General features: G+C 58.9%; 23 protein-coding genes. 8 read left to right on the plus strand and 15 right to left on the minus strand.

Annotated elements, in window-relative coordinates; genetic code table 11:
• Nucleotides 1–35 precede the first annotated feature (35 nt).
• From ACLI1O_RS06335 to ACLI1O_RS06355, 5 genes are all read right to left on the minus strand, one after another.
• Complete coding sequence (locus ACLI1O_RS06335) at nt 36–1,190, minus strand: ATP-binding cassette domain-containing protein (RefSeq protein ID WP_239268154.1); 1,155 nt, start codon at nt 1,188–1,190, stop codon at nt 36–38.
• Nucleotides 1,181–1,873 (minus strand): energy-coupling factor transporter transmembrane component T family protein, encoded by a 693-nt coding sequence (locus tag ACLI1O_RS06340; protein ID WP_239268156.1) that lies wholly within the window; start codon nt 1,871–1,873, stop codon nt 1,181–1,183. The genes ACLI1O_RS06335 and ACLI1O_RS06340 overlap by 10 nt, the downstream gene beginning before the upstream one ends.
• A complete protein-coding gene (locus ACLI1O_RS06345; protein ID WP_126319066.1) occupies nt 1,873–2,619 on the minus strand; it encodes an ECF transporter S component in 747 nt (248 codons plus the stop codon). Before ACLI1O_RS06345 ends, ACLI1O_RS06340 begins: the two co-directional genes overlap by 1 nt.
• 123 nt (nt 2,620–2,742) lie before the next feature.
• Nucleotides 2,743–3,720: a nucleoside hydrolase gene (locus ACLI1O_RS06350; protein ID WP_239268158.1), complete on the minus strand. Its 978-nt coding sequence runs from the start codon at nt 3,718–3,720 to the stop codon at nt 2,743–2,745.
• An 18-nt stretch (nt 3,721–3,738) separates the two neighbouring features.
• A complete protein-coding gene (locus tag ACLI1O_RS06355) occupies nt 3,739–4,407 on the minus strand; it encodes an NAD(P)H-binding protein (RefSeq protein ID WP_239268160.1) in 669 nt (222 codons plus the stop codon).
• A gap of 115 nt (nt 4,408–4,522) precedes the next feature.
• On the opposite strand from ACLI1O_RS06355, the gene ACLI1O_RS06360 reads away from it, so the two are divergent.
• Both ACLI1O_RS06360 and ACLI1O_RS06365 read left to right on the plus strand, forming a co-directional pair.
• A complete protein-coding gene (locus ACLI1O_RS06360; protein ID WP_239268162.1) occupies nt 4,523–4,792 on the plus strand; it encodes an ACT domain-containing protein in 270 nt (89 codons plus the stop codon).
• A 1-nt stretch (nt 4,793) separates the two neighbouring features.
• The gene (locus tag ACLI1O_RS06365; protein ID WP_239268164.1) at nt 4,794–6,158 is read left to right on the plus strand and encodes a PFL family protein; all 1,365 of its coding nucleotides are present in this window, start codon (nt 4,794–4,796) and stop codon (nt 6,156–6,158) included.
• A gap of 59 nt (nt 6,159–6,217) precedes the next feature.
• Here the strand turns inward: ACLI1O_RS06365 and ACLI1O_RS06370 are convergent, their stop codons facing one another.
• The 9 genes from ACLI1O_RS06370 to ACLI1O_RS06410 all read right to left on the minus strand — a co-directional run bounded on the left by ACLI1O_RS06370 (nt 6,218) and on the right by ACLI1O_RS06410 (nt 15,548).
• Nucleotides 6,218–7,546: a DUF2254 domain-containing protein gene (locus ACLI1O_RS06370; protein ID WP_411706775.1), complete on the minus strand. Its 1,329-nt coding sequence runs from the start codon at nt 7,544–7,546 to the stop codon at nt 6,218–6,220.
• Between the two features lie 5 nt (nt 7,547–7,551).
• A complete protein-coding gene (locus ACLI1O_RS06375) occupies nt 7,552–9,183 on the minus strand; it encodes an ABC-F family ATP-binding cassette domain-containing protein (RefSeq protein WP_239268168.1) in 1,632 nt (543 codons plus the stop codon).
• A 94-nt stretch (nt 9,184–9,277) separates the two neighbouring features.
• Nucleotides 9,278–9,685 carry a metal-sulfur cluster assembly factor gene (locus ACLI1O_RS06380; RefSeq protein ID WP_239268170.1) on the minus strand — a complete coding sequence of 136 codons (408 nt, stop codon included), beginning with the start codon at nt 9,683–9,685 and terminating at the stop codon, nt 9,278–9,280.
• On the minus strand, nt 9,686–10,138 hold the full coding sequence (gene sufU / locus ACLI1O_RS06385) for a Fe-S cluster assembly sulfur transfer protein SufU (protein ID WP_005279143.1): 453 nt from the start codon (nt 10,136–10,138) through the stop codon (nt 9,686–9,688). It lies immediately after the preceding gene.
• Nucleotides 10,138–11,382, minus strand: coding sequence for a cysteine desulfurase (locus tag ACLI1O_RS06390; RefSeq protein ID WP_239268172.1), 1,245 nt, complete (start codon nt 11,380–11,382; stop codon nt 10,138–10,140). Before ACLI1O_RS06390 ends, sufU begins: the two co-directional genes overlap by 1 nt.
• A 46-nt stretch (nt 11,383–11,428) precedes the next feature.
• The gene (sufC, locus tag ACLI1O_RS06395) at nt 11,429–12,187 is read right to left on the minus strand and encodes a Fe-S cluster assembly ATPase SufC (RefSeq protein WP_005279139.1); all 759 of its coding nucleotides are present in this window, start codon (nt 12,185–12,187) and stop codon (nt 11,429–11,431) included.
• A gap of 28 nt (nt 12,188–12,215) precedes the next feature.
• Nucleotides 12,216–13,370, minus strand: a complete 1,155-nt coding sequence (gene sufD / locus ACLI1O_RS06400) for a Fe-S cluster assembly protein SufD (RefSeq protein ID WP_239268174.1) — start codon at nt 13,368–13,370, stop codon at nt 12,216–12,218.
• Between the two features lie 4 nt (nt 13,371–13,374).
• Nucleotides 13,375–14,814 (minus strand): Fe-S cluster assembly protein SufB, encoded by a 1,440-nt coding sequence (gene sufB / locus ACLI1O_RS06405; protein ID WP_005283048.1) that lies wholly within the window; start codon nt 14,812–14,814, stop codon nt 13,375–13,377.
• A complete protein-coding gene (locus ACLI1O_RS06410) occupies nt 14,811–15,548 on the minus strand; it encodes a helix-turn-helix transcriptional regulator (RefSeq protein WP_239268176.1) in 738 nt (245 codons plus the stop codon). The genes sufB and ACLI1O_RS06410 overlap by 4 nt, the downstream gene beginning before the upstream one ends.
• A 215-nt stretch (nt 15,549–15,763) precedes the next feature.
• Between ACLI1O_RS06410 and mptB the strand changes: the two genes are divergently transcribed.
• The 5 genes from mptB (at nt 15,764) to ACLI1O_RS06435 (ending at nt 21,397) form a co-directional block, all read left to right on the plus strand.
• Entirely contained in the window at nt 15,764–17,488 is a 1,725-nt protein-coding gene (gene mptB / locus ACLI1O_RS06415) for a polyprenol phosphomannose-dependent alpha 1,6 mannosyltransferase MptB (RefSeq protein ID WP_239268178.1), read from the plus strand.
• Nucleotides 17,489–17,494: 6 nt separating this feature from the next.
• Nucleotides 17,495–18,424 carry an ABC transporter ATP-binding protein gene (locus tag ACLI1O_RS06420; RefSeq protein WP_411706776.1) on the plus strand — a complete coding sequence of 310 codons (930 nt, stop codon included), beginning with the start codon at nt 17,495–17,497 and terminating at the stop codon, nt 18,422–18,424.
• Nucleotides 18,425–18,507: 83 nt separating this feature from the next.
• Nucleotides 18,508–19,272, plus strand: coding sequence for an ABC transporter permease (locus ACLI1O_RS06425; RefSeq protein ID WP_239268182.1), 765 nt, complete (start codon nt 18,508–18,510; stop codon nt 19,270–19,272).
• Between the two features lie 70 nt (nt 19,273–19,342).
• Entirely contained in the window at nt 19,343–20,371 is a 1,029-nt protein-coding gene (locus ACLI1O_RS06430; protein WP_239268184.1) for a COX15/CtaA family protein, read from the plus strand.
• A 57-nt stretch (nt 20,372–20,428) separates the two neighbouring features.
• Complete coding sequence (locus tag ACLI1O_RS06435; protein ID WP_239268186.1) at nt 20,429–21,397, plus strand: quinone oxidoreductase family protein; 969 nt, start codon at nt 20,429–20,431, stop codon at nt 21,395–21,397.
• A gap of 53 nt (nt 21,398–21,450) precedes the next feature.
• Here ACLI1O_RS06435 and ACLI1O_RS06440 read toward each other — a convergent pair whose 3' ends face one another.
• Nucleotides 21,451–22,395, minus strand: a complete 945-nt coding sequence (locus ACLI1O_RS06440; protein ID WP_239268188.1) for a heme o synthase — start codon at nt 22,393–22,395, stop codon at nt 21,451–21,453.
• Nucleotides 22,396–22,759: 364 nt separating this feature from the next.
• Here ACLI1O_RS06440 and tkt point away from each other — a divergent pair, with 364 nt between their 5' ends.
• Nucleotides 22,760–24,832 (plus strand): transketolase, encoded by a 2,073-nt coding sequence (tkt, locus tag ACLI1O_RS06445; protein ID WP_239268305.1) that lies wholly within the window; start codon nt 22,760–22,762, stop codon nt 24,830–24,832.
• The last annotated feature ends 15 nt before the right edge of the window (nt 24,833–24,847 follow it).

A 24,847-nucleotide genomic window follows, 5' to 3' on the forward strand; every position in this document is an offset into this window, starting at 1 on the left:
CCGGAGGCGAAGGCGCCAGCTGAACGCAGACTCGGTTAGTTGGTACCTTCTGCCAAGCCGCCGGTATTGGAAAGTTCTACTTCCTGGACGCTGACATACTGCGCGATCTCTGCAACGAACCCTGGATCATGGCACGTAAGGACGATTGCCGTTCCTGAGTCCAGCGCCTTATGAATCAGTTGATGCATCAGCGCTCGATCCGTTAGTGACAGCAAGCTATCCGGCTCATCCATGAGTAGGATTGCGTGGCCCATCCCCACCACATGTGCCGTTTGAGCCAGCCTGAGCCGGGAAGCGGACAGATCCAATGGGTGCTCATCGGCATCAAGTTCCAGCAGCTGCCGTAACGCGGTATCGGGAACAAAATCCCCCAAAGTGGAATATATTACCTGGTCATAAGGAGATTGGAGGACCAATCCCCGGGGCTCAGCTGGGCGCTGTGCCCCGTCGAGGCCGGCTGCGGCGCGCAGGAGCGACGTTTTTCCAGTACCGTTTGCCCCGCGCAACCAGGTCACGCCCCCGCCGCGAATGGGGATGGTTACCGGTCCGACGCTAAAGGTATTGCCGGAAGGCTTCGCCGATTGCCACCACCGCTTCTTTTCTTGTCCGCGGCGCGCAGTAAGCGGACCGAGAGATCCCCGGGACCCATAAGAAGAAATCGCGTCTAAGCTTACTGGGGCAGGTTGTGGGATCTCTCCTACGACCTCCCCGCCCAATTCGGGCCAGTGCATGGATGACACGGCAAGAACGCAGGTATTTCGCAGCGAATGCAATAGCTGCACCATCATCGCCAACGATGTGGGGTCAAGCCCCGCGCTCGGCTCGCACATAATGAGCACCTCGGGCTCGCGGATCGCAACGCACGCAGCAGCGAGCCTCCGCGTCTGACCGCCAGAAAGCTGGGTGGGGTTTTTCTCCGCGTAATCGCTTAGGCCCACCGCCGCGAGCATTTCCTCTCCGCGTATCTGCATGCGGGCTGGGTCCTCACCCTGGTTTTCTAATCCTAGGACCACTTCTTCGATGCAGGTATCGCGCAGGTAGCTGATCTGCGCGGAGGAGTCAGTACCAATGATGGCGGATGATGAGAATTTTTCGCCCAGCTCTTGCGCCACGTTTTCGGCGATGGCATCCGAAGGAACAAGTACTTGGATGATGCGTCCCTTACTCGGCTGAATATCGTCTATATCCATACAAAGACCATGACTCCTATGGTTCCAATGGGAACGATGTAGCGTAGCACGCGGGACACTGCTGAATCCGGTACCGGCCGCAAAAGGGTCCTAGTTCCCTCTTCATCAAAGCCCACGGCGGCAAGGGCGTGGCCGCGCTCGGTGCCTTGGATCAGGAGGCGCGAAATTACTGGGATGACCACCCGGGAAATGGTATTCCGCCACGTCACCTTGATTCCTGCCAGCTGATTGGCATCGCGGACGGTCCGCCAGGCTTGCGCACCTTGCGGTAAAGACTGCAGTGAAGCACCAACGATATAGGCAATTTTGTGCCCAGCGCGCGAGACTTGTAGCCATTTCGCAATATCGGATATCCGCAGCACGGACATCGCCACGATGAAGCACACCATGAGCGCGAAAAAGCGCAGGGCTAGTGTGGCGGCGATGAGCAGGCCATCGCTTGTAATAAGCGGAATCAGCTGGTTATCGCCATAGGGGGCGTGGATCACCAACATCGATAAGGCCACCGGAACACAGAGCGCTGCAGAGGCCAAGACGATCGCAAGGGATCTCGTGGCCCACACGCCATAGGCAAGCATTGCGCCAGCTACCACTGCAGAGACTAGTGGGCTATTGAGAGCGAGGATAAGTAGCCAACCGCACGCAGCAATGGTGAGGACCGTCGACGGGTGAAGGCGATACATTAGCGAGGCTGCAAGGATTCCCGGGTGCGCTTAGGCAAGGATTTCACGGCAGCCCACACGATGAGGAAGACGACTGCCTTATCCAGTGGGTCGGAGATAAGTGATTGCATCGTGACGGACGCAATCAAGGAGTTGCCGAGTTCGCGGAAGAGGGACGTGAGCGCGCCGGTACCGACACCAGCCGTACCGCCGTAGACGAACGCGGCCACGGGTGCGGCGAGCATGCCGCAGATGATGCCGATGATGGCACCGCTGACGATGACCTTCCAGATCTTGCTAAAAGCGCCCTTTTGGATGGCCCAGCCGGAAAGGAAGCCGGTAGCCGCGGAAACGGCGGCGAATGGGAGTGCCATCGGGTTGAGCAATCCCCAGACCACTGAAGACAGTGTACCGGTAGCAAGCCCGGCAATGGGGCCTGCCAGTGCCGCCACCAGGATGGTTCCCACGGAGTCGATATACAGTGGAATACCGCTCGAACCGATGATTTGGCCCACCACGATGTTGAGAACCAACGCGATGGGAATAATGGCGATGGTACGAGCCGGCAGGGACGGCACGGTGCCGGCGAGCAACAAGGCCGCACCGATGAGGTAGCCGGCCAGGGTGATCAAGGCTTCGGCGGAGCCCGCTACGGACTCCCAATCAGTTGGGCGGAAAAGCACCAAGTAGATCCACGTGGCGACGACGAGCGCGGCGCCCGCGATGACCATCCCCCGGCGGGCAGGGGTAAGAGAAAGCTGAGGCATAGAGGTATTCCTAATCCATCAATGTGAAAAAGAGATTGGGGCACACTGCTCTTGTAGTCCCAGCCTATGTCACCTCAGCGTAGGAAAAATGTGGCGTATGCGCTGCGGATTAGGGTAAAAGATTTATTCGCCTAGAGCAACACGCGCGCCCAAGATGCGCAGCGCCCTGTCGAACTCGCGGTGAGCAGCTGGAATATCCGCGCTGGTCACCAGAGAGGCATTAGTTGGCCGGCCCCAATGGTTGCGGAGGTCCGCGACGCTGGTACCGCGCATCAGCGCAGAATCCGCTTCCACGTCTATGGTCGTATCCACAGCCTCAAACGGCACCTTCTTAAGCGCAATGATGCAGGTCAGAAGGTCATGGATCTGGGCTTGGTAGCCTTCTTCTTGCACTTGATGGAACTCGAAGTAAAACCGCAGGATCTCCGGCAATTTTTCCGTCATCGGGTGTGTACCAAGAAGCCCCTGAATTTCTGCCAAGCGCTCTGGGGTGATAAGAAATTGCTCGGTGACCTCGAGCGAGCACAGCGTACTGTGCAATTCTGCTGAGGCTGAAAAATGACGTGCTGCCGCGTGGGGATCTACCCAGAAATTCCACTCCGCGGTCGGGGTCGTATTGCCGCGGTAATTAACGGCACCGCCCATGATGGTAATCGAGCCGCACTGCGCAACGGCATCGCCATGCTCCCGCTCGAAGTCTGCCAAATTAGTTACCGGCCCGGTGACGATGAGGTGTAGCCCCGGGTTGCGGGCAATGGCGCTCGACCACAACTCCTGCCACTGAATATCGGCGAAATCGTGATCGGGCGCGGAAAGATAACCCAAGCCGGACTCACCGTGGGTTTCAGGTGTCGTGGTCAGCTCTACTTCGAGCGGAGCCGGCCGCCCTGAGGCGACGGGAACCTCCGGCAATCCACAAAGGTCCAAAATCCACCGTGCATTGGCGGCTGTCTGTTGGACCGCGACGTTTCCAGCAGTCGTGCTCACGCCCACTAATTCGATCTCGCCCGCGTGATGCAGCCCCGCTAAGTACATTAGGGCGAGACAGTCATCAATCCCTGGATCGCAGTCGAGCAAGACGGCTGGGCGCGAAACACTCATTGATAGTCTGGCTGACTATTAATTAATGGAGCTTACTGGCTTGTCGCCGTCAACGAATACGACTGGAGAGCCCGGAAGCTCCTCGCGGCCCAGTACCTCTACGATGACGTCTGCCACCAGGTCACGAGACGAGGTCTGACCTTCTTGCAGCATCTTGTCCTCAACAAATTCCAGCCCCTGCGCAGGCTCCTCCGTCAGGCCAGCGGGCTTCAGGATGATGTGCGGGATAGAGCTATCGGCTAAGCGGTTGTCCACTTCCTTCTTGGATTCCACGTAGGCGTACCACTTTTCATCGGCTGGATCGGTCGTCGCAACCTGGGAGCCGACATAAGAAATCATGACGAACTGAGGAACGTCTTTGCCCAGCTTTTCTAGGGCCTCGATGGCGGCCAAAGCACCGTCGCGGTCGACGGCCCACGTCAGTTCCGCGCCGCCACGGCCGCCGTTTCCGGCACCCCATACAACTGCGTCATAATCTGCGAATAGTTCGGCCCATTGGTCAACGGACTGCTCGGTAATATCTGCAATAACCGGCGTAGCGTTGGCCTGCTCGATATCGGCCTTTTGCTCTGGGTTACGGATAAGCGAGTGAACCTCGTGGCCAGCTTCCGCTAATTTTGGAGCCGCCAGCAGGCCAACCTTGCCGTGTCCACCGATGTACAAAACCTTTTTCTTAGTATCAGCCATAGCGCCCAATGGTAACAGCGCGATTTTTATGCTGCAGCGGTTCTTTTCAGCGGTGCCAGAACATGCCGCGACCGCGGTGCGAGCGTTACACACCGAACCAGATAGAATACTGACTATGTATGCCATTATGACCGTTACCGGTGCCGATAGCACCGGAATCATTGCCGCAGTGACCACGACCCTTGCTGAACTGGACATCAACGTCGTTGACGTCTCGCAGACCTTGATGGGTGACTACTTCACCATGATCCTCCGCGTCGAATTCGATGCGGATGCCGTATCCATCCAGACCATCAAGGAGCGGATGCGCCCGGTTGCGGAGGAAAAGCAGCAATCCATCCGCATTCAGTCCGAAGACCTCTTTACCGCCATGAACGAGATTTAACATGAGCACGCGTTTTAATACCACCAATATCTTGGACACCATCGAGATGATCGAAAACTATCGTCTCGATATCCGTACCGTGACGATGGGCATTTCCCTGCTGGGATGTACGCGCTCGACCATGGAGGCAACCTGCCAGGCCATCTATGACCGCGTAACGCAGCAAGCAGGCCGCTTGGTTGAGGTATGCGAGGGCATCGAAGGTGAGCTCGGCATCCCGATCGTCAACAAGCGCATCTCCGTCACCCCCATTTCCCTCGTTGTAGCAGGCTTGGACGGCAACCCCGTCGATGCCGCGCAGGCGCTGGATAAGGCCGCGAAGGAGGTGGGCGTTAACTTCGTCGGCGGCTACTCTGCGCTGGTAGAAAAGGGCGCGACGAGCGCAGAGCAAAAACTCATTTCCTCCATCCCCGAAGCCTTGGCCGAGACAGACGTAGTGTGCTCCTCGGTCAATATCGCCAGCTCCCGCGCCGGCATCAACATGGATGCGACGAAGCAAATGGGCGAGGTCATCAAGGAAGCCGCTGAGCTGACCAAGGATGATTCCGCAATCGCCTGCGCCAAGCTCGTCGTCTTTGCCAACTCCGTGGGCGATAACCCGTTTATGGCCGGTGCCTTCCACGGCATCGAGGAGCCTGACTGCGTCGTCTCCGTTGGCGTCTCCGGCCCCGGCGTGGTGGACCGCGCCCTCGGCTCCTTGGAAGGCGCAAGCCTGGATCAGGTGGCTGAGGAAGTGAAGAAGGCAGCCTTCAAGATCACCCGCGCCGGGCAGCTCGTGGGCAATATGGCCTCCGAGCGCCTCGGCGTTCCCTTCGGCATCATTGACCTCTCCTTGGCCCCCACGGCAGAACTCGGCGACTCCGTGGCGCACATCCTCGAGCACATGGGCCTCGATCAGGTGGGCACGCACGGCACGACGGCGGCATTGGCGCTGCTTAACGATGCCGTCAAGAAGGGCGGCATGATGGCATGCTCGCGCGTGGGCGGCTTGTCCGGTTCTTTCATCCCCGTCTCTGAGGACAGGGGCATGATCGATGCCGTAAAGTCCGGCTCCATTTCCATGGACAAGTTGGAGGCCATGACCGCCATCTGCTCGGTAGGCTTTGACATGATCGCACTCCCCGGCGATACCTCTGCGGCCACGATTTCCGGCATGATTGCGGATGAAGCCGCAATCGGCGTGATGAACCATAAGACCACCGCCGTGCGCGTCATTCCGGTACCTGGTGCCAAGGTGGGCGACGAGGTCAGCTTCGGTGGGCTTTTGGGCTATGCACCGATCATCCCGGTCAATCAGGTGGGCAATTCGCAGTTCATCAACCGCGGCGGCTTCATCCCTGCACCGGTACACGGTTTCCGCAACTAGGTGTCGAGTACTCCACGCCTAGGGGGAAGCGCGCCTAGGACAAGCGCGCCAAGCTCCTCTTAGGACTCGGAGTCTTCATTCTCTTCGCCCGGCTTCTCGGATTCTTCCCACCGGGCGAGGTTTGCTTTGAAGTGCTGAAAAGAATCTTCTAACTGGCGCAATTCCACCTCGCCGCCGACCTGGCGGCCGGCATCGGAGTAGATGGCCTCCGCTGCTTCATCTAGGACATTGCGGCGCTCCACGGTGCGCAGCAGCGCGACCGCCTTGGCTAGGTTGTTGAGCAGGCTGAGGTAGATTTCGGCGTTATCGGCCGCATCGCGGCGGATTTGGGTGAACATCGCCTCAATGATCTGTTCGTAGCTAAAGGTTTGATAGTCCAAGCGGAACTCGCCATCGATATGCATGATCCCTTGCGGCAAGCGCTTGTCCCCAATGACCACCAAGATTTGCGTGAAGCGGTCAATGATGTCGATGACCGTATAAGGGTCATTGACGCCGGTGCTTAAAGCGCGGGCGGCAATCTCCGCGAGGTGCCGGGCCGTAAACCGCGGGTCGTGCGCGGAGGCATCCTCACGGTGCTGCGTGACCACGATGTGCTTTTCAATGTTTTCCGGCATGTGCGGCACGCCGTGGGCGATGACCTCTCCTTCAAGCACGAGATCGCCGGGGGCCACACCTAAGTGAACCGCGCAATCTTCTTCGGCCGCCGCTTGGGCAATGGACTCGTAGTCCACGAATTTCAGGTAGCCCGTTTGAGAGCTGCGGGTTGCGTCAGCGGATTCATAGAAATCCGAACCTGGTGCCTTGGAGACCTTCTCTTCCTCGCCACGCTCAATGAGGCGCCGCATGTGCTCTTCCACGTCTTGGGCCACCACGTGCACCACGTGAGACATGCTGATGGACTGCGCGATTTGGACGATGAAATAAATCAAAAAGACCACGCAAATTAGCGCCAAGGCAATGTCGACTGCGACATTCAGCGAGGGAACGTGTTCTTGCTTGCCTTCACCACCGGCGCGCACGGCACGCAGAGAGAGCAGCGAATAGGTAAAGGTCGCCAGGTAGATCCCCAGCGTGGACTGGATGGAGCGGTCCTTCAAAAATTCGTGCAATAGGCGCGGCCCCATCACCGTCACCACTCCGGAAAGCGCGGTCAGGGTGATAAAGAACAGGGTTCCGGCCAGGGACAGCGTGGCGGTGGCCACGGCGGTGAGCAGGCCTTGGGCGCTTTCCGCGCTACCGTCATAGAGCCGAGAGAGCGCCAGGTCGAAGTTGCGATCGAGTGCGAGCATGCCTTCGGCCGCCACGACGGCCACCGCCACTGCAACCGCGGGAATGACCCAAAACTTATCCCGCCAGGCGGGCATCCTCTCGATCAGCGTTTTCATCAGGCTTAAGCCAGCTCGACGATTTCCATGTACTCATCGGACCACAGGTCTTCATCGCCATCTGGCATGATGATCACCCGCTCAGGGTCGAGCGCCTTCACCGCGCCCGGATCGTGGGTAACCAAGACCACCGCGCCCGTGTAGGTATTAAGCGCGTCGAGCACCTGCTCGCGAGAGATGGGGTCGAGGTTGTTGGTCGGCTCATCGAGAAGCAGCACGTTCGCGCGGCTGGAGACCAACGTAGCCAGGGACAGGCGGGTTTTCTCACCGCCAGACAGAGTTCCGGCAGGCTGTTGCAGTTTATCGCCGGAAAACATAAACGCTCCCAGCAGCCCGCGCAGCTCTTGCTGGTCCGCATTGGGGCAGGCCTCAATGGTGTTTTCCCATACGCTCTTATCCGGGTGGATACTGTCGTGCTCCTGCGCAAAGTAGCCAATGCGCAATCCGTGGCCACTGACGATGCCACCCTCACCATCGGTGCGCTCCTCCCCCGCCAAGAGCTTGAGCAAGGTCGTCTTACCGGCACCGTTATACCCCAGGACAACGACCCTGGAGCCCTTATCGATGGCCAGGTCCACACCCGCGAACACCTCCAACGAACCGTACATCTTGGTCAAGCCTTTGGCGTTCATGGGCGTCTTGCCGCACGGGGCGGGCTCGGGGAATTTAATATTGGCTACCTTATCCGCAACGCGCACCTCATCGAGGTCATTCATCATGCGCTCGGCGCGGTTCAGCATCTGCTTCGCCGCAGATGCCTTGGTGGCCTTAGCACCCAATTTGGCGGCCTGCTTTTGCAGCGCGGAGGCCTTCTTTTCGGCATTCGCGCGCTCGCGGCGCCGGCGTGCCTCATCTGTAGCACGGGCATCGAGATACTTCTTATAACCCATGTTGTAGACATCCGCCTCGCCGCGCACCGCGTCGAGGAACCAGACCTTATTACACACGGCCTCGAGCAACTCGACGTCGTGGGAAATCATGACCAGTCCGCCCTCATGCTTGGACAGGAACTGGCGGAGCCAGACGATGGAATCCGCATCTAGGTGGTTGGTCGGCTCATCGAGGAGCAACGTGGTCTGGGATTTACCCGAGCCTTCGCTGGCTGCAAAAAGGATCTGTGCCAGCTCCACGCGGCGGCGTTGGCCACCCGATAGCGTCTTGAGTTTTTGATCCAAAACGCGCTGAGGCAAGCCTAGGTTATCGCAGATTTGGGCGCACTCGGAATCAGCCTCATAGCCGCCCAAGGAGTCGAATTGCTCTTCCAACCGGGAGTATTTACGGATGGCCTTATCGCGGAACTTCTCATCCGTGGCCGTTTCCATCAGCTCTTGTTGCTTGGCCATCCGCCGCTTAATATCATCCAGCCCGCGGGCAGAAAGCACGCGCTCGCGCGCGGTTTGCTCGATATTGCCTTCGCGCGAATCCTGCGGAAGGTAACCAATCGGGCCCAAACGAGAGACAGTACCGCCATAAGGCTCGGTCTCGCCTGCCAGGATGCGCATGGTCGTGGTCTTTCCCGCACCATTGCGGCCCACTAGCCCGATGCGGTCGCCGGGCTGGACGCGGAGGTGCTGTCCGGGGGCATCGAGAAGCGTGCGGGCGCCTACGCGTACCTCAAAATCATTGGTCACAATCACGACAAGCCAGTCTAGCAACCAAAGGCCAAGGCACTAATTCGCGCAAAAAAGGCGGCGGTAAAACTACCGCCGCCTTTTAGACATTCCGTGGTGATTAAACCGCAAAGCCCAGAGCTTGGAGCTGCTCACGGCCTTCTTCGGAAATCATGTGTGGGCCCCACGGTGGCATCCAGACCCAGTTGATACGCACGCCATCGGCAAGCTTCTTGCCGGTAACAATGTCCTCAACCTGTTCCGCAATGACGTCGGTCAAAGGGCAGGCCGGCGAGGTCAACGTCATGTTGATCATGGCAAGCTCTTTGCCGTCCTTTTCTTCCAGCCACAGGTCATAGACCAAGCCCAAGTCAACGACGTTGATGCCGAGCTCCGGGTCGATGACATCGCGCATGAACTCGGTGATGTCAAAGGCCTTCGACAGCTGTTCTTCCGTCTGCTCTGGCCGCTCACCGCCTGCGCTGAAGGACGAATTCTCGTTCTGGTAAGGATCTACGGGATCGGTCATTTACTTCTCCACTTCATTGAGCGCATCTGCGGTGGCGGCCTGAAAAGCCTTCCACCCTAGCAGCGCGCATTTAACTCGTGCCGGGTATTGAGAAACACCTGCAAAGGCAACACCATCGCCGATGATGTCCTCATCGCCCTCGTCCTGGCCACGGGAGGTGACCATCTTTTCAAACTCGGCAAGCTTTTTATTGGCTTCCTCCAAGGGCAAGCCGACGATCTCTTCCGCCATGACGGACGTCGATGCCTGCGAGATGGAACAACCTTCGGCGTCGTAGGACACATCTTCAACGGTCTTGCCGTCCGCGGAAAGGTTGACGCGCAACGTGAGCTCATCGCCGCACGAGGGGTTCACGTGGTGAACCTCTGCCTGGAACGGCTCGCGCAACCCCGCGTGTTGCGGATTTTTATAGTGATCCAAGATCACGTCTTGGTACATCGAATCTAGATTCATTAGGCAACTCCAAAGAAATCGCGGGCGGCCTTAATGGCTTCTACCAGCTTATCTACTTCGGCTTCCGTGTTGTACAGGTAAAAGCTAGCGCGCGCGGTCGATTGCGCACCGCAGGCGCGGTGCAGCGGCCACGCGCAGTGGTGGCCTACTCGAATGGAAACGCCTTGGTCATCCAGAACCTGACCCAGATCGTGCGGGTGCACGCCCTCCACGGTAAAGGAGATGGCCGCGCCGCGGTTCTCGGCCGTTTCTGGGCCGATGATGCGCAGGCCCGGAATCTCACGAAGCTGTTCCAAGGCATAAGCGGTGAGCTTTTGCTCGTGGGCATGGATATTATCCATCCCCACCTCCTCGAGGAACTTCACCGCGGCGCCGAGGCCGACGACCTGGCTGGTCATCTGCGTTCCCGCCTCAAATCGCGTGGGCGGTTCCGCGAAGGTGGTTCCTTCCATCTTCACTACCTCGATCATGGAGCCACCCGTGAGGAACGGGGGAAGCTTGCGCAGCAATTCGTCCTTGCCGTAGAGCACGCCCACGCCATTCGGGCCACACATCTTGTGGCCCGAGAATGCGGCGAAATCCACATCCAAGGCATGGAAATCTACCGGCATGTGCGGGACGGACTGGCAGGCATCGAGCACCACCATGGCATCGACCGCACGGGCACGGCGCACCATTTCCTCGACATCGGATACAGCGCCAGTCACATTGGACTGATGAGTAAACGCAACAACCTTGACGGATTCATCAAGCTCGAGCGAATCCAAGTCGATGCGGCCATCGTCAGTCAACGAGTACCACTTCAAGGTGGCACCGGTGCGCTCACAGAGCTGTTGCCAAGGCACGAGGTTGGCGTGGTGCTCAAGCTCCGTGATGACGACGGTATCGCCTTCTCCTACGTACAGCTCGCCCGCGCGCTCATCGGAAAGCGTATAGGCAACCTCATTGAGCGCCTCGGTGGCGTTTTTGGTAAAGGCAATCTCATCGCGGTCCGCACCAACGAAGGCCGCGATGGCCTGCCGGGCCGACTCATAAGCGTTATCCGCCTCTTCAGCCAACTGGTAAGAGCCGCGGTGGACGGGGGCGTTGGTATGGAGAACGAACTCCTCCTCTGCCTTCCACACCGGCAACGGGCGCTGGGAGGTAGCCCCCGAATCCAAGTACACCAGCGGCTTATCGCCGCGCACGGTGCGCTGCAGGATTGGGAACTGCTCCCTAATTGCGTTTACATCAAATCCAGACATAAAACTTCTTCGATTCATCGAGGATGAACCAGCACTGGGCTGGTCTTTACTGCAGGAACTGGTCGTAGCCGTCAGACTCAAGCTGGTCTGCCAGCTCGGCCCCGCCGGTCTTCACAACCTGGCCGTTAGCGAATACGTGCACGAAATCCGGCTGCACGTAGTTCAGGATGCGCTTGTAGTGGGTAATCATCAAGATGCCGCCATTGGTGTCATCCTGGTAGCGGTTGATGCCATCAGAAACGATGCGCAGCGCGTCAACGTCCAAGCCGGAGTCGGTCTCATCCATGACCGCGAACTTGGGCTTTAGGATGTCCAGCTGCATGACCTCGTGGCGCTTCTTCTCGCCACCGGAAAAGCCCTCGTTGACGGAGCGGGAGATGAAGGACTTATCAATCTTCAGGTTCTCGCGAGCCTCAGTAAGTTCCTTATTCCACTCGCGCAGCTTGGGGGCCTCGCCGCGGATGGAGGTCACGGCGGAGCGCATGAACTGCGATACCTTTACGCCCGGCACCTCGGTTGGGTACTGCATGGCCAAAAATAGGCCGGCGCGAGCGCGCTCGTCGACGGGCATGTCGAGGAGGTTTTCGCCATCGAGAAGCACCTCGCCCTCGGTGACCTCGTACTTCGGGTGACCAGCAATGGTGTAGGACAAGGTGGACTTGCCGGAGCCGTTAGGACCCATGATGGCGTGGATCTCGCCGGAGTTAATGGTGAGGTTGACGCCCTTGAGGATTTCCTTGGGCTCGCCGTTTTCTTCGTTCGGCAGAACCTGGGCGTGGAGATTCTTAATTTCCAGAGTAGACATAGTGTGTGGGTTTCCTTCTGTAAGTGCGTTAAGCGGAGATCTTTTCCAGTTCTTCGGAAATGCGGTTTTCCAGTTCCTCGGACAGGGATTGCACCGGGATGCGGTGGATGACCTCATTGAAGAAGCCACGAATGATGAGGCGACGAGCCTCTGCCTCCGGAATGCCGCGCGACATCAGGTAGAACAGCTCAATATCGTCAAAGCGTCCAACCGTTGCGGCGTGGCCGGCGCCGGTGATTTCACCGGTCTCAATCTCCAGGTTCGGGATAGCGTCAGCGCGCGCACCGTCCGTAAGGATGAGGTTATTATTCGTCTCATAGGTATCGGTGCCCTGTGCGTTGGAGCGGATAAGCACGTCTCCTACCCAGCAGGTACGAGCCTCGTTTTTCTTCTCACCCTGCAATGCGCCTTTGTACAGGACATTGGAGCGGCAATTCGGAACCGAGTGATCCACGAGCATGCGGTTTTCGAAGTACTGACCAGAATCGGCGAAGTACACGCCCAGCAACTCAGCGTCGCCGCCGGGAGCGGTGAAGTTCACGCGCGGGACAATGCGCACGACCTCGCCGCCGAAGATGGCGCAGTTATGGCGCAGCACGGCATCGCGCCCCACCTGTGCTACCTGGTTAGACAAGTGGACAGCATCGTTTTCCCAGTCGACGTCCACGATGACGGTCAGGTGTGCGCCATCGCCAAGGATGAACTCCACGTTATCCGCGTGGGTGCCGGAACCAACGTACTTCAGCACAACGGTGGCTTCTGCATGGTGACCGACCTCGATGGAGGTGGCACCGAAAGAGGTCACGTCCTCGCCCTTGCCCGTATAGGTAATGGTGATGGGATCTTCCACCTGCACCTCAGGGTCAATGGCTACCACTTGACCCTCGGGCATGGAGGTCCATGCCTGGGCGGCCACGCGGTCAGAAGGCTTGCCCACGCGGCCAAGACGCTCATCGTCACGGTCTACAGTCTCCGCAGAAACGCCTGGGTGCTCGCTTACCTTGACGTCCTGGGCAACCGCTTGAGCAAACTCCCCGTTGTGCAGGCCCCGCAGCTTGCGCAGGGAAACAAAGCGCCAGACCTCATCGCGGCCGTGCGGTACCGGGAAATCCTCCACGTTGGTAGAGGTAAAGACGTCACCCTTGGTGATCTTATCCGGATTGAATTCGTTCGAAGCGACCATTTCTTTAGCCGACCGATCCTTCCATTTGCAGTTCGATGAGGCGGTTGAGCTCGAGGGCGTACTCCATCGGCAGCTCCTTAGCAATCGGCTCAACGAAGCCACGCACGATCATTGCCATTGCTTCTTCTTCCGCAATGCCGCGGGACATGAGGTAGAACAGCTGCTCTTCAGAAACCTGTGAAACGGTTGCCTCGTGGCCCAACGTGACGTACTCGTTGCGGATGTCGTTATACGGGTATGTGTCCGAACGCGAGATATTGTCCACGAGCAAGGCATCGCATTCCACGTTGGACGTGGAGTGGTGCGCATTCTGGTTGACCTGCACCAAGCCGCGGTAAGCAGCGCGGCCGCCGGCGCGGGCAACGGACTTGGAGACGATATTGGAGGAGGTGTAGGGCGCCATGTGCGTCATCTTCGCACCGGTGTCCTGGAACTGTCCCTCGCCAGCGAAGGCGACGGAAAGTACCTCGCCCTTAGCGTGCGGTCCGGTCATCCACACGGCCGGGTACTTCATGGTGACCTTGGAGCCGATGTTGCCATCGACCCATTCCATGGTGCCGCCTTCTTCCACCTTGGTACGCTTGGTCACCAGGTTGTAGACGTTGCTGGACCAGTTCTGAATCGTCGTATAGCGGCAGCGGCCGCCCTTCTTCACGATGATCTCAACTACCGCGGAGTGCAGGGAGTCAGACTTGTAGATGGGCGCAGTGCAGCCTTCCACGTAGTGAACGTAGGCATCCTCATCCACGATGATGAGGGTGCGCTCGAACTGGCCCATGTTCTCGGTATTAATACGGAAGTAGGCCTGCAGCGGGATATCAACGTGCACGCCTTTCGGCACGTAAATGAAGGAGCCACCGGACCACACTGCGGAGTTGAGCGCGGAGAACTTATTGTCACCGGCAGGAATAACGGTGCCGAAGTGTTCCTTAAAAAGCTCCGGGTAATCGCGCAGCGCGGTATCAGTATCGACGAAGATAACGCCCTGGCTTTCCAGGTCCTCGCGAATCTGGTGGTAGACAACCTCAGACTCGTACTGTGCGGCCACGCCGGCAACCAAGCGCTGCTTTTCCGCCTCAGGGATGCCCAGCTTATCGTAGGTGGCCTTAATATCATCCGGGAGGTCGTCCCAGGTCTGCGCCTGCTCTTCGGTGGACTTGACGTAGTACTTGATCTGGTCAAAGTCGATGCCGGAGAGATCTGCGCCCCAAGAGGGAATAGGCTTCTTATCAAAGATATTCAGAGCCTTGAGACGCTGGTTCAGCATCCACTCGGGCTCGCCCTTCTTTGCGGAAATATCGCGGACAACGTCCTCGTTCAGGCCACGGGCGGCAGAAGCGCCGGCCGAGTCCGAGTCGTGCCAGCCGTACTCATACGCACCAATGGAATCGATGATCTCATCATCGGTCATCTTATTGTCAGGTGCCGATTGTGCTTGGGTCATGACTCGCTCCTTTCAGTATTAGTTTTGACAGGTGTCAAGGGGATATTCGTGGTACAAATTCCGTGGCCATCTGCGATAGACGCCAAAGGTTGTACGTGTTTGCCTAAGAGGGCGGAAAAGACTTCCTGCTCTGCCTCGCACAGTTCGGGATGCTCCGCCGCCACATGGGCAACCGGGCAGTGGTGTTGACAGATTTGCACTCCCTGGCCAGCGCGGTCCACGGTTGCGGCGTACCCGTGCTTATCCAGGGTTTCAGCCAGTTTGCGCGCTACTTCCTCGACCGATTCTTCCGCGTCCACGAAGGGACGCACATCGGCGATGATGCGCTCAAACCGAGCCTTAGCGAAGTTCTTTACAGCCTCTGAACCGCCCGCAGAGCGCAGCGCGGTCAACGCTTCAGAAGCTAATTCATCATAGGCGTGGCCAAATTGCGCACGCCCACGATCCGTCAGGCGGAAGTGCTTTGCCGGTCGCCCACGACCCGCTCCGGAGTGCATCCGCGAACGAGAAACTGGACGGCGCTCGACAACTTCCGTTAGTTCTTCTTCCACCAGAATGTCTAAATGCCGGCGGATCCCGGCGGTCGAAAGACCAAGGCGCTCACCCAGGTAAGAGGCGGTTACAGGGCCATCTTTAAGCAATAGCAGCAGTACCTGGCGGCGGGTATCACCATCCGTGGACCGCGATTCTTTCACCGCCACATGCGCCGCTGCCGCGCGCTGTGAGTTACCCATGCCCTAAAACCTCCCTTCCTTAGGTCAGTTGCCTGCAGCCACCGTGCTCCGTCGCGCCGGAATTGCCGTCGCTACGCAAGCGCCATAACTGCGCTTTCATCATTAGACAACACTAGTGTTCCTTAATTCATTCCGGAATGCCACCATTGCAGTCACCGGGCGTGGCGGCGGGGGTGAATTTCCCACCCCACGGTCCTCGCGTAAGGTCTTAAGCCATGAAAGGGAAACTACGGGGAGTGCTCGAGAGCGTAAAGGCGGAATTGCCACGCTTGGGCACCGCAGGTTCTCGTTCCGCGCAGCTGCATGCCGAAGGCACCGGCGCGCAAGCCGGGGATACTCGCTACGATTTCATCGCCCAGGCGCCAGAGGAACTGCAGCACACCACGGTCTCCCAAAAGCGCACCTTTTTCATCCTGCGGTGGGCCGGAACCGTCGGATCCCTCCTCATTGCCTTTGGCGCTTTGGGAGCAGGCGCGCTGCCTGTAGTGGGCAATCCTTATGACAATGTGCCCTTTGGCTCCCTCATGTCGCGTATGCTCCAGACCTCGTCTGCGCTCGTCATGGTGGGCGTGGGGCTTTTAGTTACGGCCTGGATTTTCCTCGCCCCCTTCGTGGGCACCCCGCTGCGCCAGGCGCGACCCGGCGAGCCCGCCAGCGATCGCTCCCGCCGGCTGGTCTCCCCACGCCAGCTGTGGATCACGTGGGCTGGGTGGGTTATCCCCCTCATTTTCACCGCACCCTTATTTACCCAAGACATCTATTCTTATTTGGCCAATGGCTCCATCGTGGCCCAAGGGATGGATCCCTATTCCGCCGGCCCTGTGCAGCTCTTGGGCGCTGGCAACGAGCTCGCGCGTTCCGTGCCGTTTATCTGGGCAAATTCACCGTCACCGTATGGACCTGTTGCCCTGGGGCTGGCGGCCATAGTCAGCATCGTCACCGGAAATTCCATTGTCTTAGGCGTCATTGCCCACCGCCTACTTTCCATCGTAGGAATCATCGTGGCCGGCTGGGCCATCACACAGCTTGCTCAGCGATGCCGCGTCTCCCCCGCCTCCGCACTATGGCTCGGCATCTTGAACCCGCTGACCGTCCTTCACCTCGTCGGCGGTATTCATAATGAATCCATCATGCTTGGATTGTCGTTGCTGGGCATGGAGCTTGGATTAAGGGGCATCGATAAGCTGGGGCAGGATAAAAGAGGGGCCTACTTAACGCTGATAGCCTCGGGAATTTTCCTATCCAGCGCCGGAATGGTCAAGGTCACCGGCTTTATTGGGCTCGGATTTATCGGCATGGCGTATGCCCGCCACCTACATGTGGAGACACGCGTGCCGCGCTGGCAGGCCTTATTCACGGCCATCGCCGTGCAGACTGCGGTGCTCATAGCCACCATTGCGCTCATCAGTCTCATCACAGGCATTAACCTCGGGTGGATTACCGGGCAAGGCGGCGCCGCCACGATTCGCTCTTGGCTTTCCCTATCTACGGCTGTGGGAGTGGGTGCGGGTTTCCTCGGGATGTTTTTAGGGCTTGGGGACCATACAGACGCCATATTGACCATCACCCGCAGTTTCGGTGTCTTGGTCGCAGTCGCTTTTATGGCCCGCATGCTGTATGCCACCCTGCGCGGATATATCCACCCCGTCGGCGGCTTGGGAATTTCTACCCTGGTACTCGTCATTTTCTTCCCGGTGGTCCACCCCTGGTACATCCTGTGGGCCGTTTTGCCGTTGGCGGCGTGGGCGAACCGGCACATCTTCCGGTTTAGCGTCGTTGCCTATACCGGTGCGATGAGCTTTTTCGTCCTGCCGCGTGGCTTAGGCCTACCTGCGGGAACGGTGCTTTCCATTTATATCGCCGCTGCCTGCACATTCGCCGTAGTGACCGGAGTGTGGTGGGTTGCTATGCGCCGAAATGGAATCCGTGTCTTAAACTAGGCACCCGTGAATGTAATTCCAGCCGATAGCCCCGCCCTGTCCTTGGATGGTGTGGTAAAGAAATTTGGCCCCACGGCAGCCGTCAATGGGCTCAGCCTGAGCGTTGCACATGGCGAAATATTCTGCCTGCTGGGGCCCAATGGTGCTGGCAAATCCACCACCATCGAAATGTCTGAAGGCTTTATACACCCCACCGCAGGTTCCATTAAGGTATTGGGCTTTAACCCCAGCACCGCACCAGATAAGGTGCGCGAAAAAGTGGGGATCATGCTACAAGGCGGCGGATCCTACTCAGGCATCCGCGTTCTAGAGATGTTGGAATTGACTGCTCGCTATAACGCCAATCCACTGTCACCGCAGTGGTTGCTCGAGACCCTCGGCTTGCAAGGCGTTGCGCGCACGTCCTACCGGCGCCTTTCCGGCGGGCAACAACAGCGGCTATCGCTCGCACTCGCGGTCATCGGCAGGCCAGAGCTGGTTTTCCTCGATGAACCCACCGCGGGCATGGACGCCCAATCCCGGCTCGCCGTATGGGATCTCATCCGCGCCCTCAAGCGCGACGGGGCCACCGTTATATTAACCACCCACCTGATGGATGAGGCTGAATCGCTGGCAGATCATATCGCCATCATGGATCACGGCGCGCTCGTGGCGCAGGGAACCCCGGCAGAACTTACCTCCCAGGGCGAGGGCGCCGGTTTTAGTTTTAGCGCCAACTCCGCAGTTGACTTGGACGCCTTGCAGCGAATTGGGATCCCCACGACCGCCTCGCGGCCGCTGCACTACAGGGTGAGCCAGCCCAGTTCGCCGGAACTGATTTCCGCCCTCGCCGCCGATCTCGCCCGGCAAGGCGTGCTTTTGCGAAGCCTGGAATCCCACCACCGGAACCTCGAGGAAGTATTCCTCGATCTCACAGGCAGGCACTTGCGCAGTTGATGAAGCCCTGTGTCCTGTCTTCATCCTAGAATCACCAGTACCTACAACCACCACTTTAAATTCTCAAGGAATAGGCCCCGAATATGAGCGCAACGTTTTCCCCCGGCACCTTCCGCCCGGCACCCAAACGAGCGAGTGCAGGCGCCATCATCCTTGCCCAAGGCGGCATGGAAGCCAAGCTCATGCTGCGCCACGGCGAGCAACAATTGCTCAGCATCATTATCCCGCTCGCCATCCTGATTGGGACCGCACACTTGGAATCCACCACCGGCCATGGTCTGCACGAGGTTTTTCCCATGGTGCTTGCGGTGGCGGCGACATCGGCTGGCTTTACCGGACAAGCCATTTCCCTGGCCTTTGACCGCCGCTACGGGGCCTTAAAGCGCACCGGCGCCTCCGGCGTACCGGCATGGGCGATTATCGGCGGCAAAATCATCGGCGTGTTGACGATGGTGGTATTCCAGATTCTCGTGCTCGGTGCCACGGCCTTTGCCTTGGGCCTGCGCATCAGTGCGCCCGGCATTCTGCTCATGATCGTCTCGCTCATTTTCGGCGTCGCCGCCTTTACCGCTATGGGTTTGGTGCTTGGCGGGACCCTTAGCTCTGAGGCCGTACTCGCGCTGGCTAACCTCATTTGGTTTATCCTTCTGGCGATCGTCGGCTGGGCCCTGTATTCCCAGGGCTTGGGCGATAATGGCCTGCTCAATATCGTTCCTACGGTGGCGCTAGCGGGCGCGCTTGCCGATGCCTCCAATTCCACCTTCCCCGGCATCGAGCTCATTTCCTTGACCGCGTGGCTGGCAGTGGCGTCGTATGCGGCCGTTCGTTGGTTCCGCTTCGACGGCTAAATGTGAGTTATACCCAGTTCCCCGCGAAATAGAGCCAAAGGTTTCGGCTCGCTACACACCCCCTAGTAAGATGCACCTTGTGAATTACTGGACCAGAACTAAACGCTTTTTTAAAGAAGCCGTCCCTACCGTGGAGCAACAGCGACTTATCGCGCTGATCCTGATCTTCTGCCAAGGCGGCATCACCGTATCTGGTTCCATCGTCCGCGTCACCGGTTCCGGCCTTGGCTGCCCCACCTGGCCCCAATGCCAGCCTGGTTCCTTGGTGCCGGTCGAAGGCGCAGCCCCGGCAATCCACCAGATCATTGAATTTGGTAACCGCCTGCTCACCTTTGTTGATTCCGCCGCCGCCGGCGCGGCAGTCATCGCCATGTATATGGCCTGCCGCCGCCCTGAGCTCAGGGTCTATGCATGGCTTAACGTGGCCGGCATCGTCCTGCAGGCCGTCATCGGCGGCATCTCCGTGCACCTAGATCTGCGCTGGTGGTCCGTGGCGCTTCACTTCCTGCCCTCCATGGTGCTGGTGTGGCTTGCCTGCATGTTGTACGCCCGCATCAAAGAACCCGATGATGGCACCGCACAGCCGCGGTTCCCACAAGCTATTCGCATCCTCGCCGTCATCGCGACCATCGCCCTCTCCATCGTCCTGATCACCGGGACGATGGTGACCGGTTCCGGCGTCCACTCCGGCGACTCCGGCGTGGGAATGGACGGCCGCTTGGATGTGGATACCGAATCCATGGCCATCGCCCACGCGATGTGCATGTACGTTTACCTCATCTTTACCGCCATCACCGTCTTCCTGCTGTACAAGCACCGCACCCCGCAGGAGACCAAGAAGACCGGGTGGGTCCTTATCGTCTGCATCCTCATCCAGTGGGCCGTCGGCGTCTTGCAGTTCTACCTGGGCGTGCCGCGGTGGACGGTCCCCTTCCACATCGGTATGTCCGCCGTGGTCACCGGCTTTACCGCCCTGCTCTGGGCACACGGGCGCCACCGCGTCGGCGGCACGCCGGACCTCATCTCAGGCTCTCCCGCCGGCGACGATAAATACGCCGTTCGCCAGCAATCATTAAATGAGGAACGCGCCGCCGTTTAGGATTTAGGCAGCACCATTTTTCTGCAGCTTCTGGGCTTTGTGGGATAGCATGGCCTTATGCATGCTATCCAGATCACAGAAACGGGCGGGCCGGAAGTCCTGCGCTACGCCGAGGTTCCTGCGCCCACGCCCGCTGAGGACGAGGTCTTAGTCGATGTCACCGTAGCGGGCGTGAACTATATCGACACCTACTACCGCGAGGGTATCTATAACGCCCAGACGCCCTTTATCCCTGGCTTTGAGGGAACGGGGCGCGTTGTCCACGATCCCAAGGGGGAAATTGCGGAAGGCACCTTGGTGGCATGGCACCACGCCTTTGGTTCCTATGCCGAGCAGGTCTGCGTCCCCCGGAATGGCCTTGTCGCCGTACCGGATGATTTCCCCACCGAGATCGCTGCCTCCATGCTGCTACAGGGCATGACCGCCCACTTCCTTTCCCACGGCGTGTATGAGCTTGGCGAAGGCGCCACGTGTCTCATCACCGCTGGTGCGGGCGGCGTGGGCCAGCTGTTGACCCAAATGGCTTCCTCTTTGGGCGCTACGGTCTACACGGTCGTCTCCACCGATGAAAAGGAAGAGATCTCGTACAAGTGCGGCGCCGACCACGTCTTCCGCTACAACGATTGTCTGGGCGAGCAGGTTCGCCGGTTTAATGGCGGCCGCGGCGTCGATGTGGTCTATGACGGCGTGGGGCAATCCACCTTCTTCGAATCGCTCGAGGCCGTTCGCCCGCGCGGCACCGTCGCACTCTTTGGCGCCGCTTCTGGCCCGGTTGAGCCCATCGATCCCCAGCTGCTCAATAAGCATGGCTCCATCTTCTTGACCCGGCCTTCGCTCGGCGCGTGGACGGCGCAAGAGGGCGAATTCCAGATGCGCGCGCAAGCAGTCGTCCAGGCCGTCATGGACGGAGACCTCAAGTTCAACGTATCGGCCTCCTATCCCTTGAAGGAAGCAGAGCAGGCCCACCGCGATCTACAATCGCGCAGCACCACCGGTTCTATTGTTCTGCGGGTAAAGCAGGACTAATGCAGAAAGAAGCGCGAGCCACGAAGGCTCGCGCTTCAGCATGCTACTGGGATCTAAAACAGGGTGGCGGACCAACCAAGCATCCGGCCGATTGGCTCCCAGCCCAAGACGGCATCGATGGACAGGCCAATAAAGAGTACCGATAGGTAGTTATTTGAATAGATAAACAGGCGCATGGGTTTTACCTTTGCGCCTTTCTTTACGCCTTGGTGCAGGCGGATGGCTAGCCATAAGAAGACCGCGCCAGAAGTTACGGCGGCGATGAGGTAAATCCACGATGCCGCGGGAACGATAAGCAGCGTGACGATGACCGTGCCGACGGAATACCACACAATCTGGCGGGTTACCTCTTGTTCCGTTGCCACTACCGGCAGCATCGGCACCCCAGCCTTGCGGTAATCTTCCTTGTATTTCATGGCCAAGGCCCAAGTGTGTGGCGGGGTCCAGAAAAAGATAATAAGGAATAGGACTATTGCCTGCCACCAGCGGTCGGGCTCGCCTGCTGGCGCGTTATCGCGGATGACTGCCCAGCCCACCATGGCCGGCATGCACCCCGCTAAACCGCCCCACACGATGTTTTGGGCATTGCGCATCTTCAAAAACTTGGTGTAGACGAAGACGTAGAAAAAGTTCGTCAGAATGACGAAGAACGCCGCCAACCAAGAATTGGCCAGGATTCCCAGCCAAAGCACCGAAACCACGAGCATGATCCAGGCGAAAATCGCCGCATTCCGCTTCGAAATCGTGGCGCGCACTAGCGGCCGCGCGCGGGTGCGTTGCATCTTCTGGTCAATTTCATAATCGACCACGTTATTAAAGGTATGGGCGGCCGCAGCGCCCATCCATCCGCCGAAAATGGTGGAAATGATGAGCCAGATATTTTCAGAAACCGCCTCAACGCCCCGTTGTGCTTGGAGCATCGCCGGAATTGCGGCCACGAGGAGGAGTTCAATAATCCTCGGCTTCGTTAGCGCAAAATAGGCCTTGATGGTCTCCAAGGAATTCCTCCACTATCTGAACAGACGTTGATCTACAGCACACACGCTACACAGTGCGGTATGCCCACGGTGTAGTGGTCGCACACCCCGGCACAAAAGTTCCGGAGAATTAATTCACACTATGGCTTACATTTAAAATGCGCTACACATGGATCGTATCAATGCAGCGGAAATGCAGAGAGTAACTAATGCTGTGCCGTACACCGCTTAGCCATGCCAGCTTACCGGTTCCCCGCGGCTTTCAATAATTCCGCACCGCCGTCAAAAAAGTAACTAGACTGTGTGGAGTTCAGTAATTAACGCCTAGATTTAAGCGAGGCCTTATACCGTGTCGAAAGATAATTTGTCCCCAGACCTGCAAGCTATGGTCGAGCGCCGTTATCCGGACGACTGGACAGACACTGATACTCGCGCGGTCGACACTGTGCGCGTGCTTGCTGCCGATGCCGTCCAAAACTGCGGCTCCGGACACCCGGGCACGGCGATGTCGCTGGCTCCCCTCGCCTATACGCTCTACCAGCGCGTTATCAATCACGACCCCAATGACGTGAATTGGGCAGGCCGCGACCGCTTCGTATTGTCTGTCGGCCACTCTTCCCTGACCCTTTACATCCAGCTCTTCTTGGGTGGATTCGGTTTGGAGATGAAAGATCTCGAGCAGCTCCGCACCTGGGGCTCCCTTACCCCTGGCCACCCTGAGGTGCACCACACCGATGGCGTGGAGATCACCACCGGCCCACTCGGCCAGGGTCTGGCATCTTCGGTAGGTATGGCGATGGCCGCCCGCAAAGAGCGCGGCCTCTTCGATCCTGAGGCACCAGTCGGCCAATCCCCCTTCGATCATTACGTCTACACCATTGCCTCCGACGGCGACCTGCAGGAAGGCGTAACCGCTGAGGCATCGTCTTTGGCTGGTACCCAGAAGCTGGGCAACCTGATTGTCTTCTGGGATGACAACCGCATTTCCATCGAGGATGACACCAATATCGCCTTCAATGAGGACGTCGCTGCGCGCTATGAGGCATACGGCTGGCACGTCCAGACCGTTGAGTCCGGCGAGGACGTCGTTGCCATTGAAGAGGCAGTGCGCAATGCACAGCAGGAAACAGAGCGCCCCTCCTTCATCCGCGTGAAGACAGTCATTGGCTACCCTGCCCCGACCAAGATGAACACCGGCGGCGTCCACGGCGCCGCGCTTGGCGATGACGAAGTTGCCGCCACCAAGGAAGTCCTCGGCTTCGACCCAGAAAAGACCTTCCACATTGATGATGAGGTCTTGGCCCACACCCGCAAGCTGCGCGATCGTGGCGCTGAAAAGCACGCGCAGTGGCAAGAGAAGTTCGACGCGTGGGCAGCGGACAACGCCGAAAATAAGGCGCTCTTCGACCGCATGAGCGCCCGCGAATTGCCGGAGAACTTCGATGCCGAGCTCCCCGCATGGGAGCCAGGGGATGCGATTGCCACCCGTAAGGCCTCTGAGGCGACCATTCAGGCGCTGGCCGCCGCTTTGCCCGAAATGTGGGGCGGATCGGCCGACCTGGCGGGGTCCAATAACACCGTGATTAAGGGCGCGGATTCCTTCGGCCCTGAAAACATCACCACCAATAAGTGGTCCGCACAGCCTTATGGCCGCAACCTTCACTTTGGCATCCGCGAGCACGCGATGTCCGCCATCATGAACGGCATCGCCCTCCACGGAAATACCCGCGTATATGGCGGTACATTCCTGATCTTCTCCGAGTATCAGTACCCTGCCGTGCGCCTCGGCTCGCTGATGTCTACCGATACCTACTACGTGTGGACGCACGATTCCATTGGTTTGGGCGAAGACGGCCCTACCCACCAGCCGGTAGAAACCCTGTCAGCCTTGCGCGCCATTCCGAATTTGTCCGTCATCCGGCCTGCCGATGCCAATGAAACCGCGCAAGCTTGGGCCGCAGCGATGGAATACAAGGCAGCCCCGAAGGGCCTTGCGCTCAGCCGCCAGAACCTCCCCATCTTGGAAGGCACCAAGGAAAAGGCACACGATGGCGTTCGCCGCGGTGCCTACACCTTGGTCGCAGGCTCCAAGGATGAGCCCGATGTCATCTTGCTGGCCACCGGCTCGGAGGTACAGCTAGCCGTCGAGGCCGCCCAGCAGCTCGAAAGCGAAGGCACGGCCGCTCGCGTGGTATCCGCGCCGTGCCTGGAGTGGTTCGACGAGCAGGACGCAGAGTACCGCGAATCGGTTCTGCCCAGCAGCGTGAGGGCCCGCGTTTCCGTCGAGGCCGGCCTCGCTCAGTCCTGGCACAAGTACACTGGTACTTTCGGCCGCAACGTCTCCCTAGAGCACTACGGGGCCTCCGCTCCCGGCGATGAGCTCTTCGAAAAGTTTGGCTTTACCTCTGCTGCGGTGGCCGATGCCGCACGCGAGAGCATCGCCGAAGCCCAAAGCTAAGCCCCACCTCACCGA

Source organism: Corynebacterium sp. LaCa78 (assembly GCF_046717505.1).
GTDB lineage: Bacteria > Actinomycetota > Actinomycetes > Mycobacteriales > Mycobacteriaceae > Corynebacterium.

Coding starts and splice junctions, on each gene's coding strand:
- ACLI1O_RS06335 (WP_239268154.1), bottom strand. CDS start 1,190: ATGGATATAGACGATATTCAGCCGAGTAAGGGACGCATCATCCAAGTA.
- ACLI1O_RS06340 (WP_239268156.1), bottom strand. CDS start 1,873: ATGTATCGCCTTCACCCGTCGACGGTCCTCACCATTGCTGCGTGCGGT.
- ACLI1O_RS06345 (WP_126319066.1), bottom strand. CDS start 2,619: ATGCCTCAGCTTTCTCTTACCCCTGCCCGCCGGGGGATGGTCATCGCG.
- ACLI1O_RS06350 (WP_239268158.1), bottom strand. CDS start 3,720: ATGAGTGTTTCGCGCCCAGCCGTCTTGCTCGACTGCGATCCAGGGATT.
- ACLI1O_RS06355 (WP_239268160.1), bottom strand. CDS start 4,407: ATGGCTGATACTAAGAAAAAGGTTTTGTACATCGGTGGACACGGCAAG.
- ACLI1O_RS06360 (WP_239268162.1), top strand. CDS start 4,523: ATGTATGCCATTATGACCGTTACCGGTGCCGATAGCACCGGAATCATT.
- ACLI1O_RS06365 (WP_239268164.1), top strand. CDS start 4,794: ATGAGCACGCGTTTTAATACCACCAATATCTTGGACACCATCGAGATG.
- ACLI1O_RS06370 (WP_411706775.1), bottom strand. CDS start 7,546: ATGAAAACGCTGATCGAGAGGATGCCCGCCTGGCGGGATAAGTTTTGG.
- ACLI1O_RS06380 (WP_239268170.1), bottom strand. CDS start 9,685: ATGACCGATCCCGTAGATCCTTACCAGAACGAGAATTCGTCCTTCAGC.
- sufU (WP_005279143.1), bottom strand. CDS start 10,138: ATGAATCTAGATTCGATGTACCAAGACGTGATCTTGGATCACTATAAA.
- ACLI1O_RS06390 (WP_239268172.1), bottom strand. CDS start 11,382: ATGTCTGGATTTGATGTAAACGCAATTAGGGAGCAGTTCCCAATCCTG.
- sufC (WP_005279139.1), bottom strand. CDS start 12,187: ATGTCTACTCTGGAAATTAAGAATCTCCACGCCCAGGTTCTGCCGAAC.
- sufD (WP_239268174.1), bottom strand. CDS start 13,370: ATGGTCGCTTCGAACGAATTCAATCCGGATAAGATCACCAAGGGTGAC.
- sufB (WP_005283048.1), bottom strand. CDS start 14,814: ATGACCCAAGCACAATCGGCACCTGACAATAAGATGACCGATGATGAG.
- ACLI1O_RS06410 (WP_239268176.1), bottom strand. CDS start 15,548: ATGGGTAACTCACAGCGCGCGGCAGCGGCGCATGTGGCGGTGAAAGAA.
- mptB (WP_239268178.1), top strand. CDS start 15,764: ATGAAAGGGAAACTACGGGGAGTGCTCGAGAGCGTAAAGGCGGAATTG.
- ACLI1O_RS06425 (WP_239268182.1), top strand. CDS start 18,508: ATGAGCGCAACGTTTTCCCCCGGCACCTTCCGCCCGGCACCCAAACGA.
- ACLI1O_RS06430 (WP_239268184.1), top strand. CDS start 19,343: ATGCACCTTGTGAATTACTGGACCAGAACTAAACGCTTTTTTAAAGAA.
- ACLI1O_RS06435 (WP_239268186.1), top strand. CDS start 20,429: ATGCATGCTATCCAGATCACAGAAACGGGCGGGCCGGAAGTCCTGCGC.
- tkt (WP_239268305.1), top strand. CDS start 22,760: ATGGTCGAGCGCCGTTATCCGGACGACTGGACAGACACTGATACTCGC.